Below are 20098 nucleotides of genomic sequence, written 5' to 3'. Positions count from 1 at the left end.
GATTACCCTTGAATTTCTTCTACTGATTTACCACGTTTCGCAGCGACTTTCTCAGGAGAAGTCATATCACGCAAACCTTTGAAAGTCGCGTTTACTACGTTAGCAGCATTAGTAGAACCGTAACATTTAGCAAGTACGTTATGTACACCAGCAGCTTCAAGAACAGCACGCATCGCGCCACCAGCAATTACGCCAGTACCTTCAGAAGCAGGCTGCATGTATACACGGCTTGCACCATGACGAGCATTCACAGGGTGCTGTAAAGTAGTCCCCGCAAGGTCTACAGTAATCATGTTGCGACGAGCAGCTTCAAGTGCTTTAGAAATAGCAGCTGGAACTTCACGTGCTTTACCACGACCAAAACCTACGCGCCCATTACCATCACCCACAACAGTTAATGCTGTGAAAGAGAAGATACGACCACCCTTAACAACTTTGGCTACACGATCAACGGCAACCAGCTTTTCAACGAGACCTTCGTTTTGTTCAACTTTCGCCATGATTAGAACTCCAAGCCGCCTTCACGAGCAGCATCAGCCAAGGCTTTGATACGACCATGATATTTAAAACCAGAACGGTCAAATGCAACTTTAGTAACGCCAGCTGCTTTAGCACGTTCTGCGATTAAAGCACCAACCTTAGTTGCTGCATCGATATTACCAGTCGCACCACTACGCAAAGATGCATCCAAAGTTGAAGCTTGCGCTAAAACTTTTCCACCATCTGCTGAAATAACTTGAGCATAGATGTGACGCGGAGTGCGGTTTACACACAAACGAGTCGCACCCAATGCACGAATGTGCAAGCGTGTGCTTTTCGCACGACGCAAACGGGTTTGTTTCTTTTCGTTCATAAGAACCTCGCGCCTTATTTCTTCTTAGCTTCTTTACGAAGAATAACTTCATCCGAATAACGAACACCTTTACCTTTATATGGTTCAGGAGAACGATATGCACGGATTTCCGCCGCCACTTGACCTAACAACTGCTTGTTAGCTGATTTCAATAAGATTTCAGTTGCAGTTGGAGTTTCCGCTGTTACACCTTCAGGTAAAGCGTAGTCAATCGGGTGTGAGTAACCAAGGTTAAGGTTTACAACAGTACCTTTAACCGCAGCTTTATAACCAACACCAACAAGCTGTAACTTACGTTCGAAGCCTTCACTAACACCTTTTACAAGGTTGTTCAATACAGCGCGAGCAGTACCAGCTTGCATCCAAGCGTCTTTCGACTCTTTAGCTGGAGCAAGTTGAAGATTACCTTCTTCCTGTTTTAGCTCGACCAGCGCATGCAGGTTGAAAGACAATGTACCTTTGCTGCCTTTCACTTCGACCTGCCGGCCGTTCTGAGTAACTGTTACACCATTCGGCACAGTTACTGGGGCTTTAGCCACACGAGACATGAGGAATCACCTATTAAGAAACAAAAGCAATAACTTCACCACCGACGCCTGCAGCACGTGCAGCGCGATCAGTCATGATGCCTTTGCTTGTAGAAACAATTGCAATACCCAAACCTTGCTTAACGCTCGGTAGTTTATCTTTACCACGGTATTGACGTAGGCCTGGACGGCTTACACGCTTAACCGTTTCGATAACAGGTTTGCCTTCGAAATATTTTAACGTAATTGTCAAAGTAGATTTGATCTCTTCTTGAGCAACTTCTACATTTGAAATATAACCTTCTTGTTGAAGTACGTTTGCAATAGCAACCTTCAACTTAGAAGACGGCATAGAAACAGTTTGTTTCTTTGCCATTTGTGCGTTACGAACACGGGTTAACATGTCGGCAACGGTATCTTGCATACTCATTTAGTCGCTCCTTACCAGCTTGCCTTAACAACGCCCGGTACATCACCTTGCATTACTGTTTCACGTAATTTGTTACGGCCTAAACCGAACTTACGGAAGTAACCATGAGGACGACCAGTTAAACCACAGCGGTTACGAAGACGCACTGGAGATGCATTACGTGGCAATGCCTGTAACTTTAACATCGCATTGAAACGTTCTTCTTCACTTGCATTTACATTTGCAATCGTTGCTTTTAATTCAGCACGTTTTGCAGCGTATTTAGCAACTGTCTGTTCGCGTTTCAATTCGCGATTAATCATACCTTTCTTAGCCATATCGACCTCTTATTTGAACGGGAAGCCGAATGCACGCATAAGCGCACGGCCTTCGTCATCGCTACGAGCAGTGGTCGTAATAGTGATATCTAAACCACGGATACGATCAATTTTGTCAAAATCGATTTCAGGGAAAACGATTTGCTCTTTTAAACCCATAGAGTAGTTACCACGACCATCAAATGATTTCGCTGAGAAACCACGGAAGTCACGGATACGAGGGATTGCGATAGAGATCAAACGATCCAAGAATTCGTACATTTGGTCGCCACGTAAAGTAACTTTACAACCAATTGGCCAACCATCACGGATTTTGAAACCAGCAATCGATTTACGAGCAAGTGTCACAACTGGTTTTTGACCAGCAATGAGTTGCATATCAGCAACAGCGCCATCTAATAATTTCTTATCAGTTGCAGCTGCGCCTACACCCATGTTAAGGGTGATTTTTGTGATGCGAGGAATTTCCATCACATTCTTAATGCCAAGTTCTTCTAGTAACTTTGCTTTAAGTTCGTCATTGTAACGTGCTTTAAGTCTGGCCATTGCCTTTTCAACCTATTACTTCGCTGCCGCCACTGATTCACCATTTGATTTGAATACACGAGTTTTCGCGCCATCAATCACTTGGTAACCAACACGGTCAGCCTTTTGGGTTGTAGCATTAAAAACTGCCACGTTTGAAATATGAAGCGAAGCTTCCTGAGTAACAATACCGCCTTCGGCGCCAGTTACACGGTTTGGCTTCTGGTGCTTCTTCACTAAGTTAAGGCCTTCAACCTTAACTCGATCTTCAGAAACAGACAAAACGGTACCTTGTTTGCCTTTCTCTTTACCTGCGATCACAATTACTTGATCGCCTTTTTTAATCTTAGCCATGATTGCCTCTTATAGAACTTCAGGAGCCAATGAAATGATTTTCATGAACTGTTCAGTACGAAGTTCACGAGTCACCGGTCCGAAGATACGAGTAGCAATCGGAGCTTTATTGTTGTTCAAAATAACAGCAGCGTTATCATCAAAACGGATCACAGATCCATCTGGACGACGAATGCCGAACTTTGTACGAACAACTACAGCATTCATTACGTCACCTTTTTTAACACGTGCGCGTGGAATTGCTTCTTTTACAGTAACTTTAATAATGTCGCCAACAGAAGCATAACGACGATGTGAACCACCTAGTACTTTGATACATTGTACGCGGCGTGCACCACTGTTGTCTGCTACGTCGAGCATACTTTCGGTTTGAATCATTGCCCTACTCCAAAACCGAGCATCACCGGTCACAATTTCGAAAGGCTCAAAGAGTACTCGAAATCGCCCGATGATGCAACAAGAACGTCTAATTACTCAGCAGCTGCTTCAACGACTTCCACTAAAGCCCAAGCTTTAGTTTTAGAAATTGGGCGGCTTTCTTTAATGGTCACTAAGTCGCCAATTTTAGCAACGTTGTTCTCATCATGAGCGTGTAATTTAGTTGAACGGCGGATTGATTTGCCATACAACGGGTGTTGAACGCGGCGTTCAATAAGCACAACAATAGACTTGTCCATTTTGTCGCTTACGACTTTGCCTGTTAACGTGCGGACTGTATTTTCACTCATTGTCCGTTCCCCTGTTTTTCGGTAAGGAGTGTCTTGATACGAGCAATTGTCTTACGAGCAATTTGCACTTCATGCGATTTGCCTAATTGACCAGTTGCTTTTGCCATACGAAGACGGAATTGGTTAAGCTGTTGCTCATCAAGCAAAGCTTTCAACTCTTCTACCGATTTTTCACGTAGATCTTTAGTTTTCATTACATTACCGTCCGAGTCACGATAGTGGTTTTAAACGGAAGTTTAGCAGCAGCCAAAGCAAATGCTTCGCGCGCCAATTCTTCGTTAACACCTTCAATTTCGTACAGGATCTTACCTGGTTGAATCTGACAAACCCAGTATTCCACACTACCCTTACCTTTACCCATACGAACTTCTAATGGTTTTTCAGTAATTGGTTTATCCGGGAATACACGGATGAAGATTTTACCACCACGTTTAATACGACGGCTAATGGTACGACGTGCAGCTTCAATCTGACGCGCAGTCATACGACCACGTTCAGTTGCTTTGATTGCAATCGAACCAAATGATACTGTACTACCACGATGCGCTAGACCAGTGTTACGGCCTTTGTGCACTTTACGGAATTTGGTACGTTTAGGTTGCAACATGGATTATTCTCCCTTGTCAGCAGCACGGTCACCGCGACGACCACGACGCTCTTGACCTTCACCACGACCACGACCACGTTTAGCTGGACGATCTTCAGCAGGAGCAGGGTTCATGACTTGTTTCATGCCACCTAAGATCTCGCCACGGAAAATCCAAACTTTAACACCAATCGTACCGTAAGTTGTTTCAGCGCGCACAGTTGCGTAGTCGATGTCCGCACGAAGTGTATGCAAAGGTACACGACCTTCACGATACCATTCAGTACGAGCGATCTCTGCACCACCAAGACGGCCAGAAACTTCAACTTTGATACCTTTAGCGCCAGCACGCATTGTGTTTTGAACCGCACGCTTCATAGCACGACGGAACATCACACGCTTTTCTAATTGTGAAGCAATTGCTTCAGCAACTAAACGCGCGTCCAAGTCTGGGCGATCAATTTCATTGATGCTTACTTGAGCTGGAACACCCATAATAGTGGTGAGTTCGCGCTGTAATTTCTCGATATCTTCGCCTTTTTTACCGATTACGATACCTGGACGAGCAGTGCTAATAGTTACTTTAGCAGCGCCAGTAGGACGTTCGATAAGAATATTACTAATCATCGCATTCTTAAGCTTTTTATTCAAAAACTCACGAACTTGAAGATCTTTAAGTAAATATTCAGCGTATTGTTTCGGACTCGCATACCAGTTAGCGTTATGGCGTTTCACAACACCCAGGCGGATACCGATTGGATGAACCTTCTGACCCATATCAAACCCCTACCTTAACGGTGATGTGACAAGTACGCTTAGTAATACGATCTGCACGGCCTTTAGCACGTGGCATGATACGTTTAAGGCTTACACCTTCATCAACGTAAATCGTAGTTACTTTAAGGTCATCAACATCTAAGCTGTTATTGTGTTCAGCATTCGCAATCGCAGACTCAAGTGCTTTTTTAACGAGCACAGCCGCTTTCTTGTTGCTGAAATTTAGAATATCTAGCGCGCGCGCGATCGATTTACCACGGATCAAATCAGCAACTAAACGTGCTTTCTGTGCCGAGATAGCGGCACCGCGTAATTTTGCAGTTACTTCCATCATAGCACCTATTAACGTTTAGACTTCTTATCAACACCGTGACCACGATAGGTACGAGTTGGCGCGAATTCACCGAGTTTATGACCAACCATATGCTCAGAAATAATTACTGGAACATGGTTACGACCATTGTGAACAGAAATTGTTAAACCAACAAAGTCTGGTAGGATCATTGAACGACGTGACCAAGTTTTGATCGGCTTACGGTTGTTAGCAGCAATAGCAGCTTCAACTTTAGCGAACAAATGTGCGTCGACGAATGGACCTTTTTTTAATGAACGAGGCATTATTCAGATTCCTTACTTGACGCGACGGTCGCGAATAATCATCTTAGTCGTACGCTTATTGGTACGTGTCTTGTACCCTTTAGCTTTTTGACCCCATGGACTTACAGGCTGAATACCTTTACTACGCCCTTCACCACCACCATGTGGATGGTCAACCGGGTTCATCGCCATACCACGAACGGTAGGACGAATACCACGCCAGCGTGAAGCACCAGCTTTACCCAATGAACGAAGGTTGCTTTCTTGGTTAGAAACTTCACCAATTACAGCACGACATTCAACATGGACTTTGCGCATTTCACCTGAACGTAAACGAACGATAGCGTAAGAACCATCACGACCCAACAACTGAACTGAAGTACCAGCAGAACGTGCTAATTGAGCACCTTTACCGATTTTAAGTTCAAGGTTGTGCAAGGTAGAACCGATTGGCATATTGCGAAGCGGCAAGCAGTTACCTGGACGAATTGGAGCATCGTTACCAGATTGAACTTTGTCACCAGCACGCAAGCCTTTAGGCGCAATGATATAACGGCGTTCACCATCAGCATATAGAACTAAAGCAATATGAGCTGTACGGTTAGGATCGTATTCGATACGCTCTACAGTCGCTGGAATACCATCTTTATTACGTTTAAAGTCAACAATACGGTAGTTTTGTTTATGACCACCACCTACATGACGTGTAGTGATGTGACCATTGTTATTACGACCACCAGTACGTTTTTTAGCTTCAACCAACGGCGCATAAGGTGCACCTTTGTGGAGATGGCTATGAACCACTTTCTCTACAAAGCGACGTCCTGGAGACGTTGGCTTACATTTTTGAATTGGCATAATTCTCGTCCTTATTCCGCTGCGTTTTCAGCGGTATCGCCCAAGTCAGCCATTTCAACATCTTGGCCAGCTTTCAGGGTGACGTATGCTTTTTTCACATCAGAACGACGTCCTAATGTTTTACCAAAGCGTTTTGTTTTACCTTTAGTGATCGTTGTATTTACTTTAACAACCTCAACACCAAAGAGCTGCTCAACTGCTTTTTTGATTTCAAGTTTGTTGGCATTAAGCGCAACTTTGAACACTTGAACACCAGCAGTATCACCTAAAACTTGTGCTTTTTCTGAGAATACTGGTCCTTGAAGGACTTGATAGATACGTTCGTTGTTCATCCGAGTTCTACCTCAATTTTCTTAGCAGCAGCTACAGACATTACAACCTTATCAAATGCGATCAAGCTAACAGGATCAATCGCAGTTGCATCTACCACATCTACGTGTGGAAGGTTGCGCGCTGCAAGATACAAGTTCTCATCTACAGCATCTGTAATGATCAATGCACGAGTTGCATTCAAGTCGTTAAGCTTAGCAAGCAATTCTTTAGTTTTTGGAGCTGCAACAGCAAACTCTTCAACTAACACAAGGCGATCTTGGCGAACAAGTTCAGCTAAGATACATTGCATTGCGCCGCGATACATCTTACGGTTTACTTTTTGAGACCAATCTTGTGGGCGAGCAGCAAAAGTTTTACCACCACCTACCCAGATTGGGCTACGAATAGAACCCGCACGAGCGCGACCAGTACCTTTTTGACGGAATGGTTTTTTACCACCGCCAGAAACATCTGCACGTGATTTGTGAGCACGAGTACCTTGACGACCACCAGCTAAATAAGCTGTAACAACTTGGTGTACAAGAGCTTCGTTAAATTCACGTCCGAAAGCAACTTCAGACAATTCAACAGCAGAGCCGGAAACAGTTTTTAAATTCACAGTATTTCCCCTCAGGCCTTGATGGTAGGACGCACGATAACGTCACCGCCAGTTGAACCAGGAATAGCACCCTTAACAACTAAAACAGAACGTTCAGCGTCAATAGATACAATCTCAAGACCTTGAACTGTTACGCGTTCATCACCTAAGTGACCGGCCATTTTCTTGCCTTTGAACACGCGACCAGGTGTCTGGTTTTGACCTGTAGAACCTAAAACACGGTGAGATAACGAGTTACCATGAGTAGCATCTTGCGTACGGAAGTTCCAACGCTTAACACCACCTTGGAAGCCCTTACCTTTTGATTGACCAGTTACGTCAACTACTTGACCAACTGTAAACATGTCAACACCGATAGAACCACCAACTTCACGACCGTCAAGCTCAGCTTCAGTAACACGGAACTCTTTAACTAAACGACCAGCAGCAACACCCGCTTTCGCGAAGTGACCTTTCTGAGCGTTAGTTACGCGCGATTCGCGACGTTCACCAGTAGTTACTTGAATTGCTTGATAACCATCAGTTTCAAGTGTTTTGATTTGCGTAATGCGGTTTGGATCGACTTCGATAACTGTAACAGGTACAGATACACCAGCATCAGTAAAGATGCGAGTCATACCACATTTGCGACCGACTAAACCAATAGCCATGTGCATAAACCTCTAAAAAAGCGGCCTAATTAACTTAAACGTTAATCAACCGAAAGCCTTAACCCAAAGCGATCTGAACATCTACACCAGCAGCAAGATCTAACTTCATCAATGCATCAACAGTTTTATCTGTTGGTTGAACGATATCGATCAAACGTTTGTATGTGCGGATTTCATACTGATCACGTGCGTCTTTGTTGACGTGTGGTGAAGTAAGAACGTTGAAGCGTTCGATGCGAGTAGGCATCGGAATTGGACCACACACTTGTGCGCCAGTACGCTTAGCGGTTTCTACGATCTCTTGAGCAGATTGATCAATCAGACGATGATCAAAAGACTTCAAACGGATACGAATTCTCTGGTTAGACATACCAGTAAACTCCAAGCCAAATATATAAAGAATCACCCATGACGCACCTCACCTTTCGGTAAGTGTCAAGGGCAGTGAAAATCACTATGGTCGTGATCGATGCCACGACTGTCATGCATTTACTACTTTACTCGCAGTAAACGCCCTCCTATTGAGGGACGCTCATTATAGCGATTGTTTAAGTCTTATGCAATTCTTCTTTTTTATTTTTAGGCTTTAAGTCGGCTTATGCACTCACCACATAGTCTATCGCTTGATTAAGCAAACGATTTCCTTGCTCAAATTTACTTTCTAGGGTTCTTTTTAGCTCAGATATCGGTTGTACATACTCCCCATTAAAGACAGCAGCATCCTCCTCATTCTCGATAAGAAGATGCAAAGCATGCGGTGTAATTTCAGGGTGAAACTGAAAACCAAGTACATTGCGTCCAATTTGGTACATCTGATTACGACACACTTTATTTTCAGCCAAATGCACACCACCGCGCGGTATTTCAAAGGTTTCACTATGCCACTGCATAATGTTAATTTTCTCAGGAATTTGAAAACAATTTTCAGGGATATGTGTCGCTCTACCCACATCCATCCAACCTAATTCCTGATGCGGATTACGACTCACCGCTGCGCCTAACGCATTTGCAATCAACTGACCACCCAAACACAAACCAATCGCAGGCTTACCAGCAGCCAGATATCGACGCAGCCATCTTTTTTCTAGTTTCAACCAAGGATAATTCACCTCATCATTGACACTCATTGTTCCACCCATAATGATGAGTAAATCAACCTCATCCACCCTTGGCAATGCTTCCAATTCAAGTGGTAAATCAACGGGTAATGCAAAAAATTCAGTTGCAGTAATTTTTGCGTGATTTGCTTTCAAATATTCGTAGCAACTTCCAAAACCTTCACCTGCGATGTGCTGAAAATAATGCACTCTTAAATGCGACTTCATGCGCGAGAACCTATTTTAGTTAGAATGATAATAATTCTTAGCAAGAATAAAGCCAGTTTTTTGTTAAGGAGTTCTATCTGTACCGATTCTGTACAAAACACGCAAACCACTAGCAGCTTTGTTTATTTTCTCTTAACCTAATTCATTATATTTCGTTGATTTTGCCCCATGACTACACATAAAAATAGACAAACTGACCTCATTCATGCACCACGCCAAGCCCCTCAGTACATTGAGACGGTTCAACCTCCCCTATTTCGTGCATCTACCATTATTTTTCAATCCACAGCGCACCTTTTTGATCGCCACTGGACGGATGCTTATGACTATAGTTACGGCACTCATGGTACTCCAACCACATTCACCCTAGCAGACAATATCGCTCAAATTGAAGGCGGCAGTTATTGCCTACTTGCACCAAGTGGTTTGTCTGCGATTAATTTAGTGAATAGTACCGTATTAAATACAGGCGATGAAGTTTGGGTCGCCGACAATATTTATGGACCTAATTTAGAACATTTAAACAACCTGCAAGATCGTTATGGCATCACCGTAAGAGTTTATAATCCGATTGATGCAGACAGCTTCCAACCTACTGAAAAAAGCAAACTCATTTGGTTAGAAGCGGCAGGTTCTGTCACTTTAGAATTTCCAGACTTAAAAAACTTAGTCAAAAAGGCAAAACTAGCCAATGTCTCCACCGCCTTAGATAACACATGGGGTGCTGGACTTGCTTTTAATGCTTTTGATTTTTCAGATGAACACCTATCGGTGGATATCACCATCCATGCCTTGACCAAATACCCAAGTGGTGGTGGAGACATACTCATGGGCTCAGTTGTGACACGTGATCAAGCTTTACATCACAAATTGTTCCGTATGCATGCAATTCAAGGCATCTCAGTTTCTGGTGATGATACTGCACAAATCCAGCGCAGCTTAGCGCATATGTCTCTACGCTATGAACAACAAGCACAAAGTACGAATACGCTAATTGACTGGTTAAAACAACAGCCTCAGTTCAGCCAAGTACTACATCCCAGCAATCCCGATTCAGCAGGCCACTTTTTTTGGAAGGAAATCTGTAGCACAGGTAAAAGTGCAGGCTTGGTCAGTGTGATCTTTAAGCCAGAATACGACCTGACAGCCGTTCGAAAATTTTGCGACAACCTAAACCTCTTTAAACTTGGCTTTAGTTGGGGTGGCCCTATCAGTTTAGTGATGCTTTACGACTTAAAACCGATGCGCTCACTCGAGAATACACATTTACAACAAGGTTTATTGGTTCGCTTCTGTATAGGACTAGAACATCCCAAAGATTTAATCCAAGATATTCAAAACGCATTAAAACAACTGGAATGACACTAAAAATAGGTGAAGAATGAATACACCCATCGTTATTGCAAAAAAAACCACAGATACCACACAAGATATTGTTCTACATTCTAAATTTGCCAACCGACATGGTTTAATTGCTGGAGCGACAGGTACGGGTAAAACGGTCACCCTCAAAGTTCTCGCAGAAAACTTCTCTCGTCTTGGGGTTCCTGTATTTCTAGCCGATGCCAAAGGCGATGTATCGAGCCTAGCCAAAGCGGGAACCAGCAATCCAAAATTTGAAGAGCGCCTAAATTTACTCAAAATTGAGAATGTACCGTTTGCAGCATCCCCTGTTATTTTTTGGGATTTATTTGGTGAACAAGGCCATCCAATTCGCACCACAATTTCTGAGATTGGTCCATTATTATTAGCCAGAATGCTCAACCTCAATGACACACAAGAAGGTGTACTTTCGGCAGTTTTTCGAATTGCAGATGATCAAGGTTTATTATTAATTGATTTTAAAGATTTAAAATCAATGTTGAGCTATGTCAGCGAAAATGCCTCAGCACTCAAAGCTGAATACGGCAACCTCTCTCCCGCTAGTCTCGGTGCCATTCAACGTAATTTACTGGCTCTTGGCGATCAAGGCGGCGAACAATTTTTTGGGGAACCAAGTCTAAATATACTGGATTTCATCCAAACCGATAGTGATGGTCGTGGCTATATCAACATATTGGCTGCCGATAAACTCATGAACACACCTAAATTATATGCAACTTTCTTACTTTGGATGTTATCTGAGTTATTTGAACAACTGCCAGAAGTCGGTGATATGGACAAACCCAAATTGGTGTTCTTCTTCGATGAAGCACATTTATTATTTGATAATGCCAGCCCAGCCTTACAGCAAAAAATTGAACAGGTGGTTCGTTTAATTCGCTCCAAAGGCGTTGGGATCTATTTCATCACCCAAAACCCACTGGATCTACCTGAAAGCGTGTTAGGTCAATTGGGAAATCGGGTACAACATGCTTTACGTGCATTTACACCGAAGGATCAAAAAGCAGTCAAAACTGCAGCTGACACATTCCGTGCCAATCCAGACTTTAAAGTGGATCAAGCCATTACTGAACTTGCAGTGGGTGAAGCATTGATTAGTTGCCTAGATGAACAAGGTACGCCACAGATTGTTGAGCGTGGCTGGGTGATGCCACCTTATTCATCATTTACCCCAATTAGCCCTGAAGAGCGCCAAGTCATCATGGCTCAGAGTATCGTTGCGGGCATTTATGATCAGGCCGTTGATCGAGACAGTGCTTATGAAATGCTTCAAAAAAAAGTACTACAACAATCCCAACAGAAACAAGCAGATGAACTAGTCAAACAACAAAGCAAGGAACAAGATGCTTTAGCGAAACAACAAGAGAAAGAACAAGAGCGTTTTGCCCGTGAACAACAAAGAGCCGCCGAAAAAGCACAACGCGATCGAGAAAAACTCACACAGGACATTGTCGGTACTTTTGCTAAAAGTGCAGCACGTAGTTTAGGCGGACCAACTGGACAAAAAATTGTCCGCGGCCTATTAGGCTCATTATTTGGAAAATAAAACTTTATTCATTTATAAATCAAGGGATAATTTATTATCCCTTATTTTTTTTATGGTTTTCATAAATTACGTATTGCAAATCCAAATTTAAAGGTATATTTTAAATACATCTTATAAATGATAGCCAAGAGAGATCTAAAATGACTCCGCAGCAAATTGACCTTGTAAAAGCGACTGTTCCTGTACTGCGCGAAAATGGTGTAGCGTTAACAGGTTATTTTTATAACCGTATGTTAGGAAATAATCCTGAATTAAAAGAAACCTTTAACATGGGGCATCAACGTAGCGGTGCACAGGCACAGGCTCTTGCTGGTGCAGTATTGGCATACGCAGAAAATATTGAAGACCCTTCGGTACTTTTGCCTGTAGTTGAATTGATAGCGCATAAGCATGTCAGTCTAAATATCCAATCGCCTGACTATAATATAGTGGGAGAAAATCTTCTCCATTCGATCAGCGAAGTCCTCAATATTTCAATGCAAGATCCTTTAATTGATGCATGGGCTGCAGCATATGGTCAATTGGCAGATCTGTTCATCAGTACTGAAAAAGCCATTTATGATCAACATCAGCAAACAAAAGGCAGTTGGTTAGGTTGGCGTAATTTTAAAATCGCCAAGAAAGTGGTGGAAAGTGAAGAAATCACTTCCTTCTACCTTGCACCAGTCGATGGCGGTGATTTACCACAATATGAAGCAGGTCAATACATCTCTGTTCGTGTTTTTGTGCCTGAGCTAAATCTCAGACAACCACGGCAATACACTTTATCCACTAGTCCACAAGCTGATTATTTACGCATCTCAGTAAAGCGTGAAGATGAGAAAGGTGATTTAGCTGGGGGTTGGGTTTCAAGCACCCTACATAGTTTAGCTGAAGGCTCAGAAATTGAAGTTTCTGCACCAACAGGCAATTTCCATTTGATTAATAGCAATAAACGCAATGTATTTATTAGCGGTGGTGTCGGATTAACCCCTATGATTGCAATGCTCAATCAATTGGTTACGCTAGATATGCCCCAGCCTGTCAGTTTTATTCATGCGTGCCGAAGTAGCCAAGTTCATGCGATGAAAAAGCATATTCATGAACTTAAAACCAAGTATCCACGTCTCAGCACCTTTACAGCTTATGAATTTCCACATGCGAGTGACGTGCTCGGGGAAGATTATGACTTTGCAGGGCGCTTAGATTTAAGTTCGATGGATGCTGCATTATTACCAACAAGTGCAGATTATTACCTATGTGGTCCAATGCCATTTATGGCAGAACAACATAAAGCGCTGATCGCTCGGGGTATTCCAGCAGAAAACATCCATAGCGAGGCTTTTGGCACAGGCGGTGTCAAACTCAACTAATCGGCACTGCATTTTGCGTAGGGCTAGTCTATGATAGACTAGCCCTTTGTATTTAAAGCATTAGATTGAGTGAAATGCCATGCAACTCAATAAGTTTACTGATTATGCGCTTAGAATTCTGATGTATGTCGCTCGTCCGAGCGATGTGCCGTACACGATTGCAGATATCGCCCAAGACTTGCATGTCTCCCAAAATCATCTGGTTAAAATCGTTCACTTCATGGGTAAGCAGCAATGGATCATTACCACACGTGGTAAAGGTGGCGGTATTCGTCTCAATCCCGAAGCAAAAAACCTTAAACTCGGCGACATCGTTCGCATCTTACAAGGTCATCAGCAAATTGTTGAATGCAATACTCCACCTTGTGTTTTACGTGCACATTGCGGACTAAAAGGGATTCTAGATCAAGCTTTAGAGAGCTTTTATCAAAGTCTAGACCAGTATACAGTGGGTGAAGTATTGCAACACAGCATTCTTCCCTCATCTCAACATTCAAATATTGATTTTTTACAACTCATTCCAAAAGCCCCGTTATGAGGATTCGCACGAATCTCCGACATCCTTTATAATAGATCTCGCTATTTCAAATTTTAAAGTAAGCTTCTATGCGTCAGCGTCAACAATCGAAAGATACCAAAGCTAAACTCGCTCCAAAAGAAAAAATCAGTTATGAGAAACAAACTGATCCTGCATTAACAGTTTATGCAAACCAGTCTTTAAATTGGTTACGCCAAGCTGAGTTTTTAATGAGTGCGCCTAAGCTTGCTTTATGCGTAGAAGATACAGGCTATGAAATTGCTTTTGCAGGTCGATCGAATGCGGGTAAATCCAGTGCAATCAATGCACTGACTAACCAAAAGCAATTGGCGCGTGCATCGAAAAGACCAGGCCGCACCCAAATGATCAACTTTTTTAGCTTGGGCAATCCTGACCAACGTTTAGTCGATTTACCAGGTTACGGTTATGCAGCCGTGCCTGAAGCGATGAAACTGGTGTGGCAAAAAGAATTAGAAAACTATTTAATTCATCGCCAAAGCTTACAAGGCTTGGTGTTATTGATGGATATTCGTCATCCATTGCAGCATTTTGATTTAATGATGTTGGAGTGGGCACATTCACGTCATTTGTTTGTACATATCCTTTTAACCAAAGCAGACAAACTTAATCGCGGGCCTGCCAATAAAACACTATTAGACGTGAAACAACGATTGAAAAAGATGAAATTAGACTTTTCTATTCAACTGTTCTCATCACTGAATAAGATTGGTTTAGAAGAACTGGCCAGTGTGATGGGTGGTCGTTTGAATTTCACCCTTGATCAACCTATCGAATTTGACCTCGATCAAATCCCAGAAGCTACAGAATCTGACGTTCAAGAGTAAATAATGCAATTCATGCAACTTGATGCATAAAATAAATTTTAATTGTCCTGAATTGCTAAACACAACAGGTGGAGTATTTTCATATACTCCATACTATTGGTTCATTGCACTATCGATTAGGACTAAACGATGAAATTACTATCATTTGTGAAGAACAAAGTTCTTGGTTCTTCGATTGACTATAAAATTCTCCCTCGCAAAGTAAAGTTTGATTGGGAAAAAACCCCTGTAGATTGGATTCCAAATCAGCCTTTCGCCAGTTATTTTATTAATGAAATTAACAATATCTTACCCGCAGGTGAGTTTTGGTTCTGTCGTTTATATAATAAAGTTTTGCCTGAAATTACCGATCCAAAACTAAAAGAAGATGTGCAAGCATTTATTCGTCAAGAAGCCATGCATGCGATTGCGCACACCTCTGCAAACAAAGAATATCTAAGCAAGCGTAATATAGATATTCAACGTAATCTCGACATCATGGACTTTGTATTTAGTAAGGCTTTAGCGGATAAACCTTTTGGAAAACAAGTCCCAAAAATACTCGATCATCAATGGGATTTATTCCGCCTTGGTGTGATTGCTACCGTTGAGCATATGACATGCGTGCTTGGCAAATATGCGTTGTATAACAAACGCTGGGAAGAGCTTGGTGCTGACCCAGAAATGATTGATTTAATCAAATGGCATGGTTCAGAAGAAATCGAACACCGTACAGTTGCATTTGATCTTTATCGCCATTTAGGCGGTAGTTATATTGCACGTTACTATCTCAGCGTTGCAGTAATCGTTCTCGTTCTTGGATTATGGGTAGATGGTGCTGCCCACATCATGAGCCAAGACCCTCGTTTTGCTGATAAGAAGCCAAGTCCATTCAAACCTTGGATCTGGTTAGAATGGTATAAACAGGGACGTAAAGATAATCAAGTATTACCAAACCCTATTTGGCTGGTTGCACAACAAATTGATTACCTCATGCCATGGTACGACCCTGTAAAAGAGGCAAATACTCAAGATGCAGTGAACTATTTAAATAACTCACCTGCTGCGAAACGCGCCTTACAGCCCGCTGCTTAAACCAAATTATTCAACACCAAAACAAAAGCCCCCATCTTAGGATGGGGGCTTTTGTTTATAAGCAAATGTATTAAAAGCGATAGCGAACGCCAGCTTCAAATGAACGCTCAGGACCTACATAGATGCCTTGACGCAAGCTCGCCATATAACGTTTGTCTTCCAAGTTTTTCACTGCGCCATAGAACTCAACTTGATCATTGAGTGTATAACGCGAGGTTAAATCAACAGTCGTATAAGCGTTAAGTTTTCCAGTAAAGAAACCTGATGTATTTTCTGCAATTGGACGTGTATTCATGGTATCGGTAAATTGAGATCCCATATAGTTCGCACTAAGCTGAGTACGTAAGCCAGCATAAGTATAACCAAAGCCTAAATTCGCTACCCACTCAGGTGTATAGGGAATACGGTTATCACCTTTAGCAGTCATTACATTCTTAGAATCATAGCGGTCACCTTTAAACTGAGCATCGGCAACCCAAGTCACATTGGCAAATGCATCAAACCCATTGCCTAAATTAACATCAACCGCCCCCTCAAGTCCTTGATGAAAGGTTTTTCCACCATTGGTTTGTTGGAAGTCAGAGTTACTGTTGGCTGGAATCACCTGATGCTTAAAGTCCATGCGGAATGCGGTCAACTCATATTTCAAGATATCCTTCTGACCACGTAGTCCTAACTCCCAATTCGTTGAACGTTCAGCATCCAACTTTTGATCTTTCATATTACTGAGAGAGTCACCATTCGATGCAGGAGAAAAGGCTTTATAAACACTCCCGTACAACTGCACTTCTGGAAGTACTTGAAAAGTTGCTCCCAAACCAGGCATGACTTCCGTATTTGAAGTTTTAACCATGCCACCATTTTTCTTGTCTGAACGCTCTTGTTCATAACGTTCAATACGAAGACCCGGTGTCACCGATAGTTGATCAGTCACATCTAAGCGATTTTGCGCATATAACGCCACACTTTTCGCGGAATCTTTGATGTCCTTACCAATCGTACCAGTACGTGGTGTTGCACGTGTAGCATTAATGGTGACATCATCCATTTTTTCATTTATCAAGCGTAGACCAACTTCAGCCTCACTAGGAATATTGAATAGCGCATGTTTCGCCACCAAACGAGTTTCAGCACCCACACGCTCAATGGCACGATTGTTACCGTTCACGCTATCAGTATACACCCAACGACCAGCCGCTTGCGAAGCTGCTCCATTAACCCCATAACGCCAGTAGTCACGGTTCATCTCACTCCAATACACTAAGGTTTGGAGTTCTGTATCCGCATTGATATTCCAACGGTGATTAATATCGAATGAGTTTCGCTCAGTCAAGAACCAATCATCTGGTGCAGGATTGTTCTTTTTCTTAGCATCATATTGACCCAAGAACTGTCCGCGATACGAGATATTGGCGTCATTTTCATAATGAGTGAATTTAACACCTAACCATTGATTCTCACCAATCGCAGTACCCGCTTTGATGACAGCATCTTTCATTTCATAGCCTTTGTCCATGAAACCATCACTTTTCGCCCAACTTAAAATTGCACCAAAATTACTGTCTTTATTTGGAGAGCTGCCACCCAATTCAACTGTGGTTTTATAGGTTTCCCATGAGCCAATCGACACATCAACCAAAGCACCATCTTTAGGTTGCTTAGTCCGATAGTTAATCACACCACCAATATTTGAAGGTCCATAGCGTAATGCCGAAGAACCTTTCAACACCTCGATACTATCCATCCGTTGGATACGAGGATTGTAGTAACGGTTATTGTTAAAAAACAGTCCCGCCGCAACAGGAACACCATCTTCTAAAATTAAAGTTTTATAGTCTTGCGAGCTAATGCCTCGCATACCAATATTGGCAACGACAGCAGACTCTTCTTCAGGTTTTACATAGACACCTGATACGCGCTTTAGAATATCTTCGGTTGAGGTTGGGATAAATTTTTGGATTTGTTCTTGATCTACAATTACTGCCGCACCAGGTATCTTAGAAACAGCATCATCCTGTGAACCGATCACTTGAATGGTCGGCAGAACCATCGTTTTGCTCTCTTGGGTTGTCTCAGCATGCAACATAGGTGCAAAACTACCAAATAACAACCCACTCATCACGATTGGATTTTTTAGAAAAAAACGGTTTTTCATAGCTTCCCCCGAAGCGGTAAAGAACGTATAACCTTTCCATCGCTATTTTCTTTAGCGACTAGAAACGATCTCAGACAAAAAAACAAACAAATGATAGTGCAAACAAGAATGATTATCTATATTTTCCTTAAGCACTTATCATAAAAACATTTTTAATTTCATACACATATTTTTAACATTATGAATTTATTATTATACATATCATCTTTTTTTCTTATATATTTCAGCATATCATGAAATTAAAATCTCTTTTTTTGTTGCACTTTTCAACTATTTAAATGACCAGAATTTTATCGATTTTTATGACAATTGGCTGAACTCAGCAACATTATTCCAATTAGACTGACATAAATCTCTCTGTTTGAGCGATATACGATCTATCGCTCAACTGCTGCCATTTATGCTTTTTTACTCAGGTGTGTGCCGATCAACCACGACACTAATCATCATATCGCCCTGCACATTTACCACTGTACGCACTGTATCTAATAAACGATCAATAGGCAGTAAAATTGCAATCGCCTCTGCAGGTAAACCCACAGATTGCAACACCATAATCATGGTGACCATGCCTGCACTTGGAATTCCAGGTGCACCCAAAGACGCAACGATCGCCACCAAACAGACAATAATCTGTTGTGTAAGGGATAAATCTAAGCCCATCAGATTAGCAATAAACAATGCTGCCGCTGCTTCGTACAGTGCCGTGCCGTCCATGTTGAGTTGCGTACCTAACGGAATAACAAAACCTGCGGTCTGTGGTCTAACACCAAGATTTTCTTGTGCACATTTCAAACTAAGCGGCATGGTCGCTGAACTAGAACTGGTTGCAAAAGCAGTCACTAAGGCTGCTCTAGCCCCCTTAAAAAAGGTAATCGGATCCATTCGACCGAATATCCACAACAATAATGGTAATACAACAAGACCATGAAAAATGGTGGTTCCTGTGACCACAGCCGCGAACTCAACTAAACGACTCAATACTGAAAGATCTTCACTGGCGATCAGTTTGGCGAGTAATGCGAAGATGCCGATCGGTGCAAGTTTCATCACCCAACCCACCAGCATCATCATCATTTCAAAGAATTGTTGAAAGCTATTCCGCACGAGCGCAAAACGTTCTCCGCCTTTAACCAACGCAACACCCAAAAGTAATGCAAACACAACTACCGCCAAAACATTGCCTTCACTAAAAGCTTTAAATGGATTGATCAGGGTGTTTTGTACAAAATTGGTTAAAAAACTAGAGGGTGTTAGCGTGTCTGGGGTTTGATGACTTTGCATCTCGGCTTGGAAAATTTGAATATCAATCCCCTTGCCCACGTCAAAAAGATGTGCACAGCTGATGCCAAGAATCAATGCCAAGGTGGTGGTGGTGATCGAACTCAGCGCTGTGATTTTCCAAACGCGGCCAAATTGCCCACCTGCTTGTAAATTTGAAACGCCAACTACAATTGAGCTAAAAATCAAAGGAATCAATAGCATTTTCAACAAACCAATGAAGATGCTACTTAAAATACCGAGCCCATATAAACTATAGTCAACAAATATCGTTTGTGGGTAAGCATTTAACAAAAAACCAAATGCCACACCGAGCACAGCGGCCAGTAAAATCTGTGTATTTAAATTCATTATGATTGATAAAGTTTTTTAACTTATTGCTACTATGGCATGCTCATGTTGAAGAATCGAGCAATTTTTTGTCACATCCATATCATAAAAAAGCCATCAGAATGATGGCCTTAGT

27 protein-coding genes and 1 pseudogene are annotated in these 20098 nt (G+C 42.2%); 6 read left to right on the top strand and 22 right to left on the bottom strand.

All coding sequences use genetic code 11. The annotated features are described in order from the left end of the window. Window positions 1-2 precede the first annotated feature (2 nt). From rpsE to EXE30_RS01805, 20 genes and pseudogenes are all read right to left on the bottom strand, one after another. Window positions 3-500, bottom strand: coding sequence for a 30S ribosomal protein S5 (gene rpsE, locus EXE30_RS01900; protein WP_001141025.1), 498 nt, complete (start codon window positions 498-500; stop codon window positions 3-5). 2 nt (window positions 501-502) lie between these two features. Continuing rightward, window positions 503-853, bottom strand: a complete 351-nt coding sequence (gene rplR, locus EXE30_RS01895; RefSeq protein WP_004660364.1) for a 50S ribosomal protein L18 — start codon at window positions 851-853, stop codon at window positions 503-505. Between the two features lie 14 nt (window positions 854-867). Then, window positions 868-1401, bottom strand: a complete 534-nt coding sequence (gene rplF / locus EXE30_RS01890; RefSeq protein ID WP_130160949.1) for a 50S ribosomal protein L6 — start codon at window positions 1399-1401, stop codon at window positions 868-870. 13 nt (window positions 1402-1414) lie between these two features. Beyond that, window positions 1415-1810 carry a 30S ribosomal protein S8 gene (gene rpsH, locus EXE30_RS01885; protein ID WP_004672989.1) on the bottom strand — a complete coding sequence of 132 codons (396 nt, stop codon included), beginning with the start codon at window positions 1808-1810 and terminating at the stop codon, window positions 1415-1417. An 11-nt stretch (window positions 1811-1821) separates the two neighbouring features. Continuing rightward, entirely contained in the window at window positions 1822-2127 is a 306-nt protein-coding gene (gene rpsN, locus EXE30_RS01880; protein WP_004672990.1) for a 30S ribosomal protein S14, read from the bottom strand. A 9-nt stretch (window positions 2128-2136) separates the two neighbouring features. Continuing rightward, window positions 2137-2673: a 50S ribosomal protein L5 gene (gene rplE, locus EXE30_RS01875; protein ID WP_004672992.1), complete on the bottom strand. Its 537-nt coding sequence runs from the start codon at window positions 2671-2673 to the stop codon at window positions 2137-2139. A 15-nt stretch (window positions 2674-2688) separates the two neighbouring features. Then, window positions 2689-3006, bottom strand: a complete 318-nt coding sequence (gene rplX / locus EXE30_RS01870) for a 50S ribosomal protein L24 (RefSeq protein WP_130160948.1) — start codon at window positions 3004-3006, stop codon at window positions 2689-2691. Window positions 3007-3015: 9 nt separating this feature from the next. Then, window positions 3016-3384 (bottom strand): 50S ribosomal protein L14, encoded by a 369-nt coding sequence (gene rplN / locus EXE30_RS01865; protein ID WP_004657680.1) that lies wholly within the window; start codon window positions 3382-3384, stop codon window positions 3016-3018. Window positions 3385-3476: 92 nt separating this feature from the next. After that, the gene (gene rpsQ, locus EXE30_RS01860; RefSeq protein WP_130160947.1) at window positions 3477-3734 is read right to left on the bottom strand and encodes a 30S ribosomal protein S17; all 258 of its coding nucleotides are present in this window, start codon (window positions 3732-3734) and stop codon (window positions 3477-3479) included. Continuing rightward, on the bottom strand, window positions 3731-3928 hold the full coding sequence (rpmC, locus tag EXE30_RS01855) for a 50S ribosomal protein L29 (protein ID WP_000849927.1): 198 nt from the start codon (window positions 3926-3928) through the stop codon (window positions 3731-3733). Before rpmC ends, rpsQ begins: the two co-directional genes overlap by 4 nt. Next, a complete protein-coding gene (rplP, locus tag EXE30_RS01850; RefSeq protein ID WP_017402239.1) occupies window positions 3928-4341 on the bottom strand; it encodes a 50S ribosomal protein L16 in 414 nt (137 codons plus the stop codon). Before rplP ends, rpmC begins: the two co-directional genes overlap by 1 nt. Continuing rightward, window positions 4281-5097 (bottom strand): annotated as a pseudogene (rpsC, locus tag EXE30_RS01845) (30S ribosomal protein S3). Before rpsC ends, rplP begins: the two are co-directional and overlap by 61 nt. 1 nt (window position 5098) lies before the next feature. Beyond that, window positions 5099-5428 carry a 50S ribosomal protein L22 gene (gene rplV / locus EXE30_RS01840; protein ID WP_004672999.1) on the bottom strand — a complete coding sequence of 110 codons (330 nt, stop codon included), beginning with the start codon at window positions 5426-5428 and terminating at the stop codon, window positions 5099-5101. An 11-nt stretch (window positions 5429-5439) separates the two neighbouring features. After that, window positions 5440-5715 (bottom strand): 30S ribosomal protein S19, encoded by a 276-nt coding sequence (rpsS, locus tag EXE30_RS01835; RefSeq protein ID WP_004673001.1) that lies wholly within the window; start codon window positions 5713-5715, stop codon window positions 5440-5442. A gap of 12 nt (window positions 5716-5727) precedes the next feature. Further along, window positions 5728-6552: a 50S ribosomal protein L2 gene (gene rplB / locus EXE30_RS01830; protein ID WP_004673002.1), complete on the bottom strand. Its 825-nt coding sequence runs from the start codon at window positions 6550-6552 to the stop codon at window positions 5728-5730. Between the two features lie 11 nt (window positions 6553-6563). Continuing rightward, complete coding sequence (gene rplW / locus EXE30_RS01825; protein WP_004673004.1) at window positions 6564-6884, bottom strand: 50S ribosomal protein L23; 321 nt, start codon at window positions 6882-6884, stop codon at window positions 6564-6566. After that, complete coding sequence (gene rplD / locus EXE30_RS01820; RefSeq protein WP_004673007.1) at window positions 6881-7483, bottom strand: 50S ribosomal protein L4; 603 nt, start codon at window positions 7481-7483, stop codon at window positions 6881-6883. The genes rplW and rplD overlap by 4 nt, the downstream gene beginning before the upstream one ends. Window positions 7484-7494: 11 nt before the next feature. Then, complete coding sequence (gene rplC, locus EXE30_RS01815) at window positions 7495-8133, bottom strand: 50S ribosomal protein L3 (protein ID WP_004673009.1); 639 nt, start codon at window positions 8131-8133, stop codon at window positions 7495-7497. 58 nt (window positions 8134-8191) lie between these two features. Beyond that, window positions 8192-8503: a 30S ribosomal protein S10 gene (gene rpsJ, locus EXE30_RS01810; protein WP_000070912.1), complete on the bottom strand. Its 312-nt coding sequence runs from the start codon at window positions 8501-8503 to the stop codon at window positions 8192-8194. 226 nt (window positions 8504-8729) lie between these two features. Beyond that, a complete protein-coding gene (locus tag EXE30_RS01805; protein WP_130160946.1) occupies window positions 8730-9458 on the bottom strand; it encodes a type 1 glutamine amidotransferase in 729 nt (242 codons plus the stop codon). A gap of 168 nt (window positions 9459-9626) precedes the next feature. On the opposite strand from EXE30_RS01805, the gene EXE30_RS01800 reads away from it, so the two are divergent. The 6 genes from EXE30_RS01800 to EXE30_RS01775 all read left to right on the top strand — a co-directional run bounded on the left by EXE30_RS01800 (window position 9627) and on the right by EXE30_RS01775 (window position 16196). Then, window positions 9627-10820: a PLP-dependent transferase gene (locus EXE30_RS01800; RefSeq protein WP_130160945.1), complete on the top strand. Its 1194-nt coding sequence runs from the start codon at window positions 9627-9629 to the stop codon at window positions 10818-10820. 19 nt (window positions 10821-10839) lie between these two features. Continuing rightward, on the top strand, window positions 10840-12387 hold the full coding sequence (locus EXE30_RS01795; RefSeq protein ID WP_130160944.1) for a helicase HerA-like domain-containing protein: 1548 nt from the start codon (window positions 10840-10842) through the stop codon (window positions 12385-12387). Between the two features lie 140 nt (window positions 12388-12527). After that, complete coding sequence (gene hmpA, locus EXE30_RS01790) at window positions 12528-13739, top strand: NO-inducible flavohemoprotein (RefSeq protein ID WP_130160943.1); 1212 nt, start codon at window positions 12528-12530, stop codon at window positions 13737-13739. A 79-nt stretch (window positions 13740-13818) separates the two neighbouring features. Next, entirely contained in the window at window positions 13819-14277 is a 459-nt protein-coding gene (locus EXE30_RS01785; RefSeq protein WP_130160942.1) for an RrF2 family transcriptional regulator, read from the top strand. Between the two features lie 68 nt (window positions 14278-14345). Next, window positions 14346-15122: a ribosome biogenesis GTP-binding protein YihA/YsxC gene (gene yihA, locus EXE30_RS01780; RefSeq protein WP_130160941.1), complete on the top strand. Its 777-nt coding sequence runs from the start codon at window positions 14346-14348 to the stop codon at window positions 15120-15122. 129 nt (window positions 15123-15251) lie between these two features. Further along, window positions 15252-16196: a metal-dependent hydrolase gene (locus tag EXE30_RS01775; protein WP_130160940.1), complete on the top strand. Its 945-nt coding sequence runs from the start codon at window positions 15252-15254 to the stop codon at window positions 16194-16196. A 70-nt stretch (window positions 16197-16266) separates the two neighbouring features. On the opposite strand, the gene EXE30_RS01770 is transcribed toward EXE30_RS01775, so the two are convergent. Both EXE30_RS01770 and EXE30_RS01765 read right to left on the bottom strand, forming a co-directional pair. Beyond that, the gene (locus tag EXE30_RS01770) at window positions 16267-18351 is read right to left on the bottom strand and encodes a TonB-dependent receptor family protein (RefSeq protein WP_130160939.1); all 2085 of its coding nucleotides are present in this window, start codon (window positions 18349-18351) and stop codon (window positions 16267-16269) included. 408 nt (window positions 18352-18759) lie between these two features. Beyond that, window positions 18760-19983 (bottom strand): dicarboxylate/amino acid:cation symporter, encoded by a 1224-nt coding sequence (locus tag EXE30_RS01765; RefSeq protein WP_130160938.1) that lies wholly within the window; start codon window positions 19981-19983, stop codon window positions 18760-18762. Between the last annotated feature and the right edge of the window lie 115 nt (window positions 19984-20098).

This window comes from Acinetobacter halotolerans (assembly GCF_004208515.1).
GTDB classification, from domain to species: domain Bacteria; phylum Pseudomonadota; class Gammaproteobacteria; order Pseudomonadales; family Moraxellaceae; genus Acinetobacter; species Acinetobacter halotolerans.
Note: the sequence above shows the minus strand (reverse complement) of the source record. Positions and strands in the feature narration are given on the sequence as shown.

Coding starts and splice junctions, on each gene's coding strand:
- EXE30_RS01795 (WP_130160944.1), top strand. CDS start 10,840: ATGAATACACCCATCGTTATTGCAAAAAAAACCACAGATACCACACAA.
- rplC (WP_004673009.1), bottom strand. CDS start 8,133: ATGGCTATTGGTTTAGTCGGTCGCAAATGTGGTATGACTCGCATCTTT.
- EXE30_RS01765 (WP_130160938.1), bottom strand. CDS start 19,983: ATGAATTTAAATACACAGATTTTACTGGCCGCTGTGCTCGGTGTGGCA.
- rplP (WP_017402239.1), bottom strand. CDS start 4,341: ATGTTGCAACCTAAACGTACCAAATTCCGTAAAGTGCACAAAGGCCGT.
- rpsQ (WP_130160947.1), bottom strand. CDS start 3,734: ATGAGTGAAAATACAGTCCGCACGTTAACAGGCAAAGTCGTAAGCGAC.
- rplW (WP_004673004.1), bottom strand. CDS start 6,884: ATGAACAACGAACGTATCTATCAAGTCCTTCAAGGACCAGTATTCTCA.
- rpsS (WP_004673001.1), bottom strand. CDS start 5,715: ATGCCTCGTTCATTAAAAAAAGGTCCATTCGTCGACGCACATTTGTTC.
- EXE30_RS01800 (WP_130160945.1), top strand. CDS start 9,627: ATGACTACACATAAAAATAGACAAACTGACCTCATTCATGCACCACGC.
- EXE30_RS01775 (WP_130160940.1), top strand. CDS start 15,252: ATGAAATTACTATCATTTGTGAAGAACAAAGTTCTTGGTTCTTCGATT.
- rplV (WP_004672999.1), bottom strand. CDS start 5,428: ATGGAAGTAACTGCAAAATTACGCGGTGCCGCTATCTCGGCACAGAAA.
- rpsN (WP_004672990.1), bottom strand. CDS start 2,127: ATGGCTAAGAAAGGTATGATTAATCGCGAATTGAAACGCGAACAGACA.
- rpsH (WP_004672989.1), bottom strand. CDS start 1,810: ATGAGTATGCAAGATACCGTTGCCGACATGTTAACCCGTGTTCGTAAC.
- EXE30_RS01770 (WP_130160939.1), bottom strand. CDS start 18,351: ATGAAAAACCGTTTTTTTCTAAAAAATCCAATCGTGATGAGTGGGTTG.
- rplN (WP_004657680.1), bottom strand. CDS start 3,384: ATGATTCAAACCGAAAGTATGCTCGACGTAGCAGACAACAGTGGTGCA.
- rpmC (WP_000849927.1), bottom strand. CDS start 3,928: ATGAAAACTAAAGATCTACGTGAAAAATCGGTAGAAGAGTTGAAAGCT.
- EXE30_RS01785 (WP_130160942.1), top strand. CDS start 13,819: ATGCAACTCAATAAGTTTACTGATTATGCGCTTAGAATTCTGATGTAT.
- rpsJ (WP_000070912.1), bottom strand. CDS start 8,503: ATGTCTAACCAGAGAATTCGTATCCGTTTGAAGTCTTTTGATCATCGT.
- rplR (WP_004660364.1), bottom strand. CDS start 853: ATGAACGAAAAGAAACAAACCCGTTTGCGTCGTGCGAAAAGCACACGC.
- yihA (WP_130160941.1), top strand. CDS start 14,346: ATGCGTCAGCGTCAACAATCGAAAGATACCAAAGCTAAACTCGCTCCA.
- rpsE (WP_001141025.1), bottom strand. CDS start 500: ATGGCGAAAGTTGAACAAAACGAAGGTCTCGTTGAAAAGCTGGTTGCC.
- rplF (WP_130160949.1), bottom strand. CDS start 1,401: ATGTCTCGTGTGGCTAAAGCCCCAGTAACTGTGCCGAATGGTGTAACA.
- EXE30_RS01805 (WP_130160946.1), bottom strand. CDS start 9,458: ATGAAGTCGCATTTAAGAGTGCATTATTTTCAGCACATCGCAGGTGAA.
- rplE (WP_004672992.1), bottom strand. CDS start 2,673: ATGGCCAGACTTAAAGCACGTTACAATGACGAACTTAAAGCAAAGTTA.
- rplX (WP_130160948.1), bottom strand. CDS start 3,006: ATGGCTAAGATTAAAAAAGGCGATCAAGTAATTGTGATCGCAGGTAAA.
- rplB (WP_004673002.1), bottom strand. CDS start 6,552: ATGCCAATTCAAAAATGTAAGCCAACGTCTCCAGGACGTCGCTTTGTA.
- hmpA (WP_130160943.1), top strand. CDS start 12,528: ATGACTCCGCAGCAAATTGACCTTGTAAAAGCGACTGTTCCTGTACTG.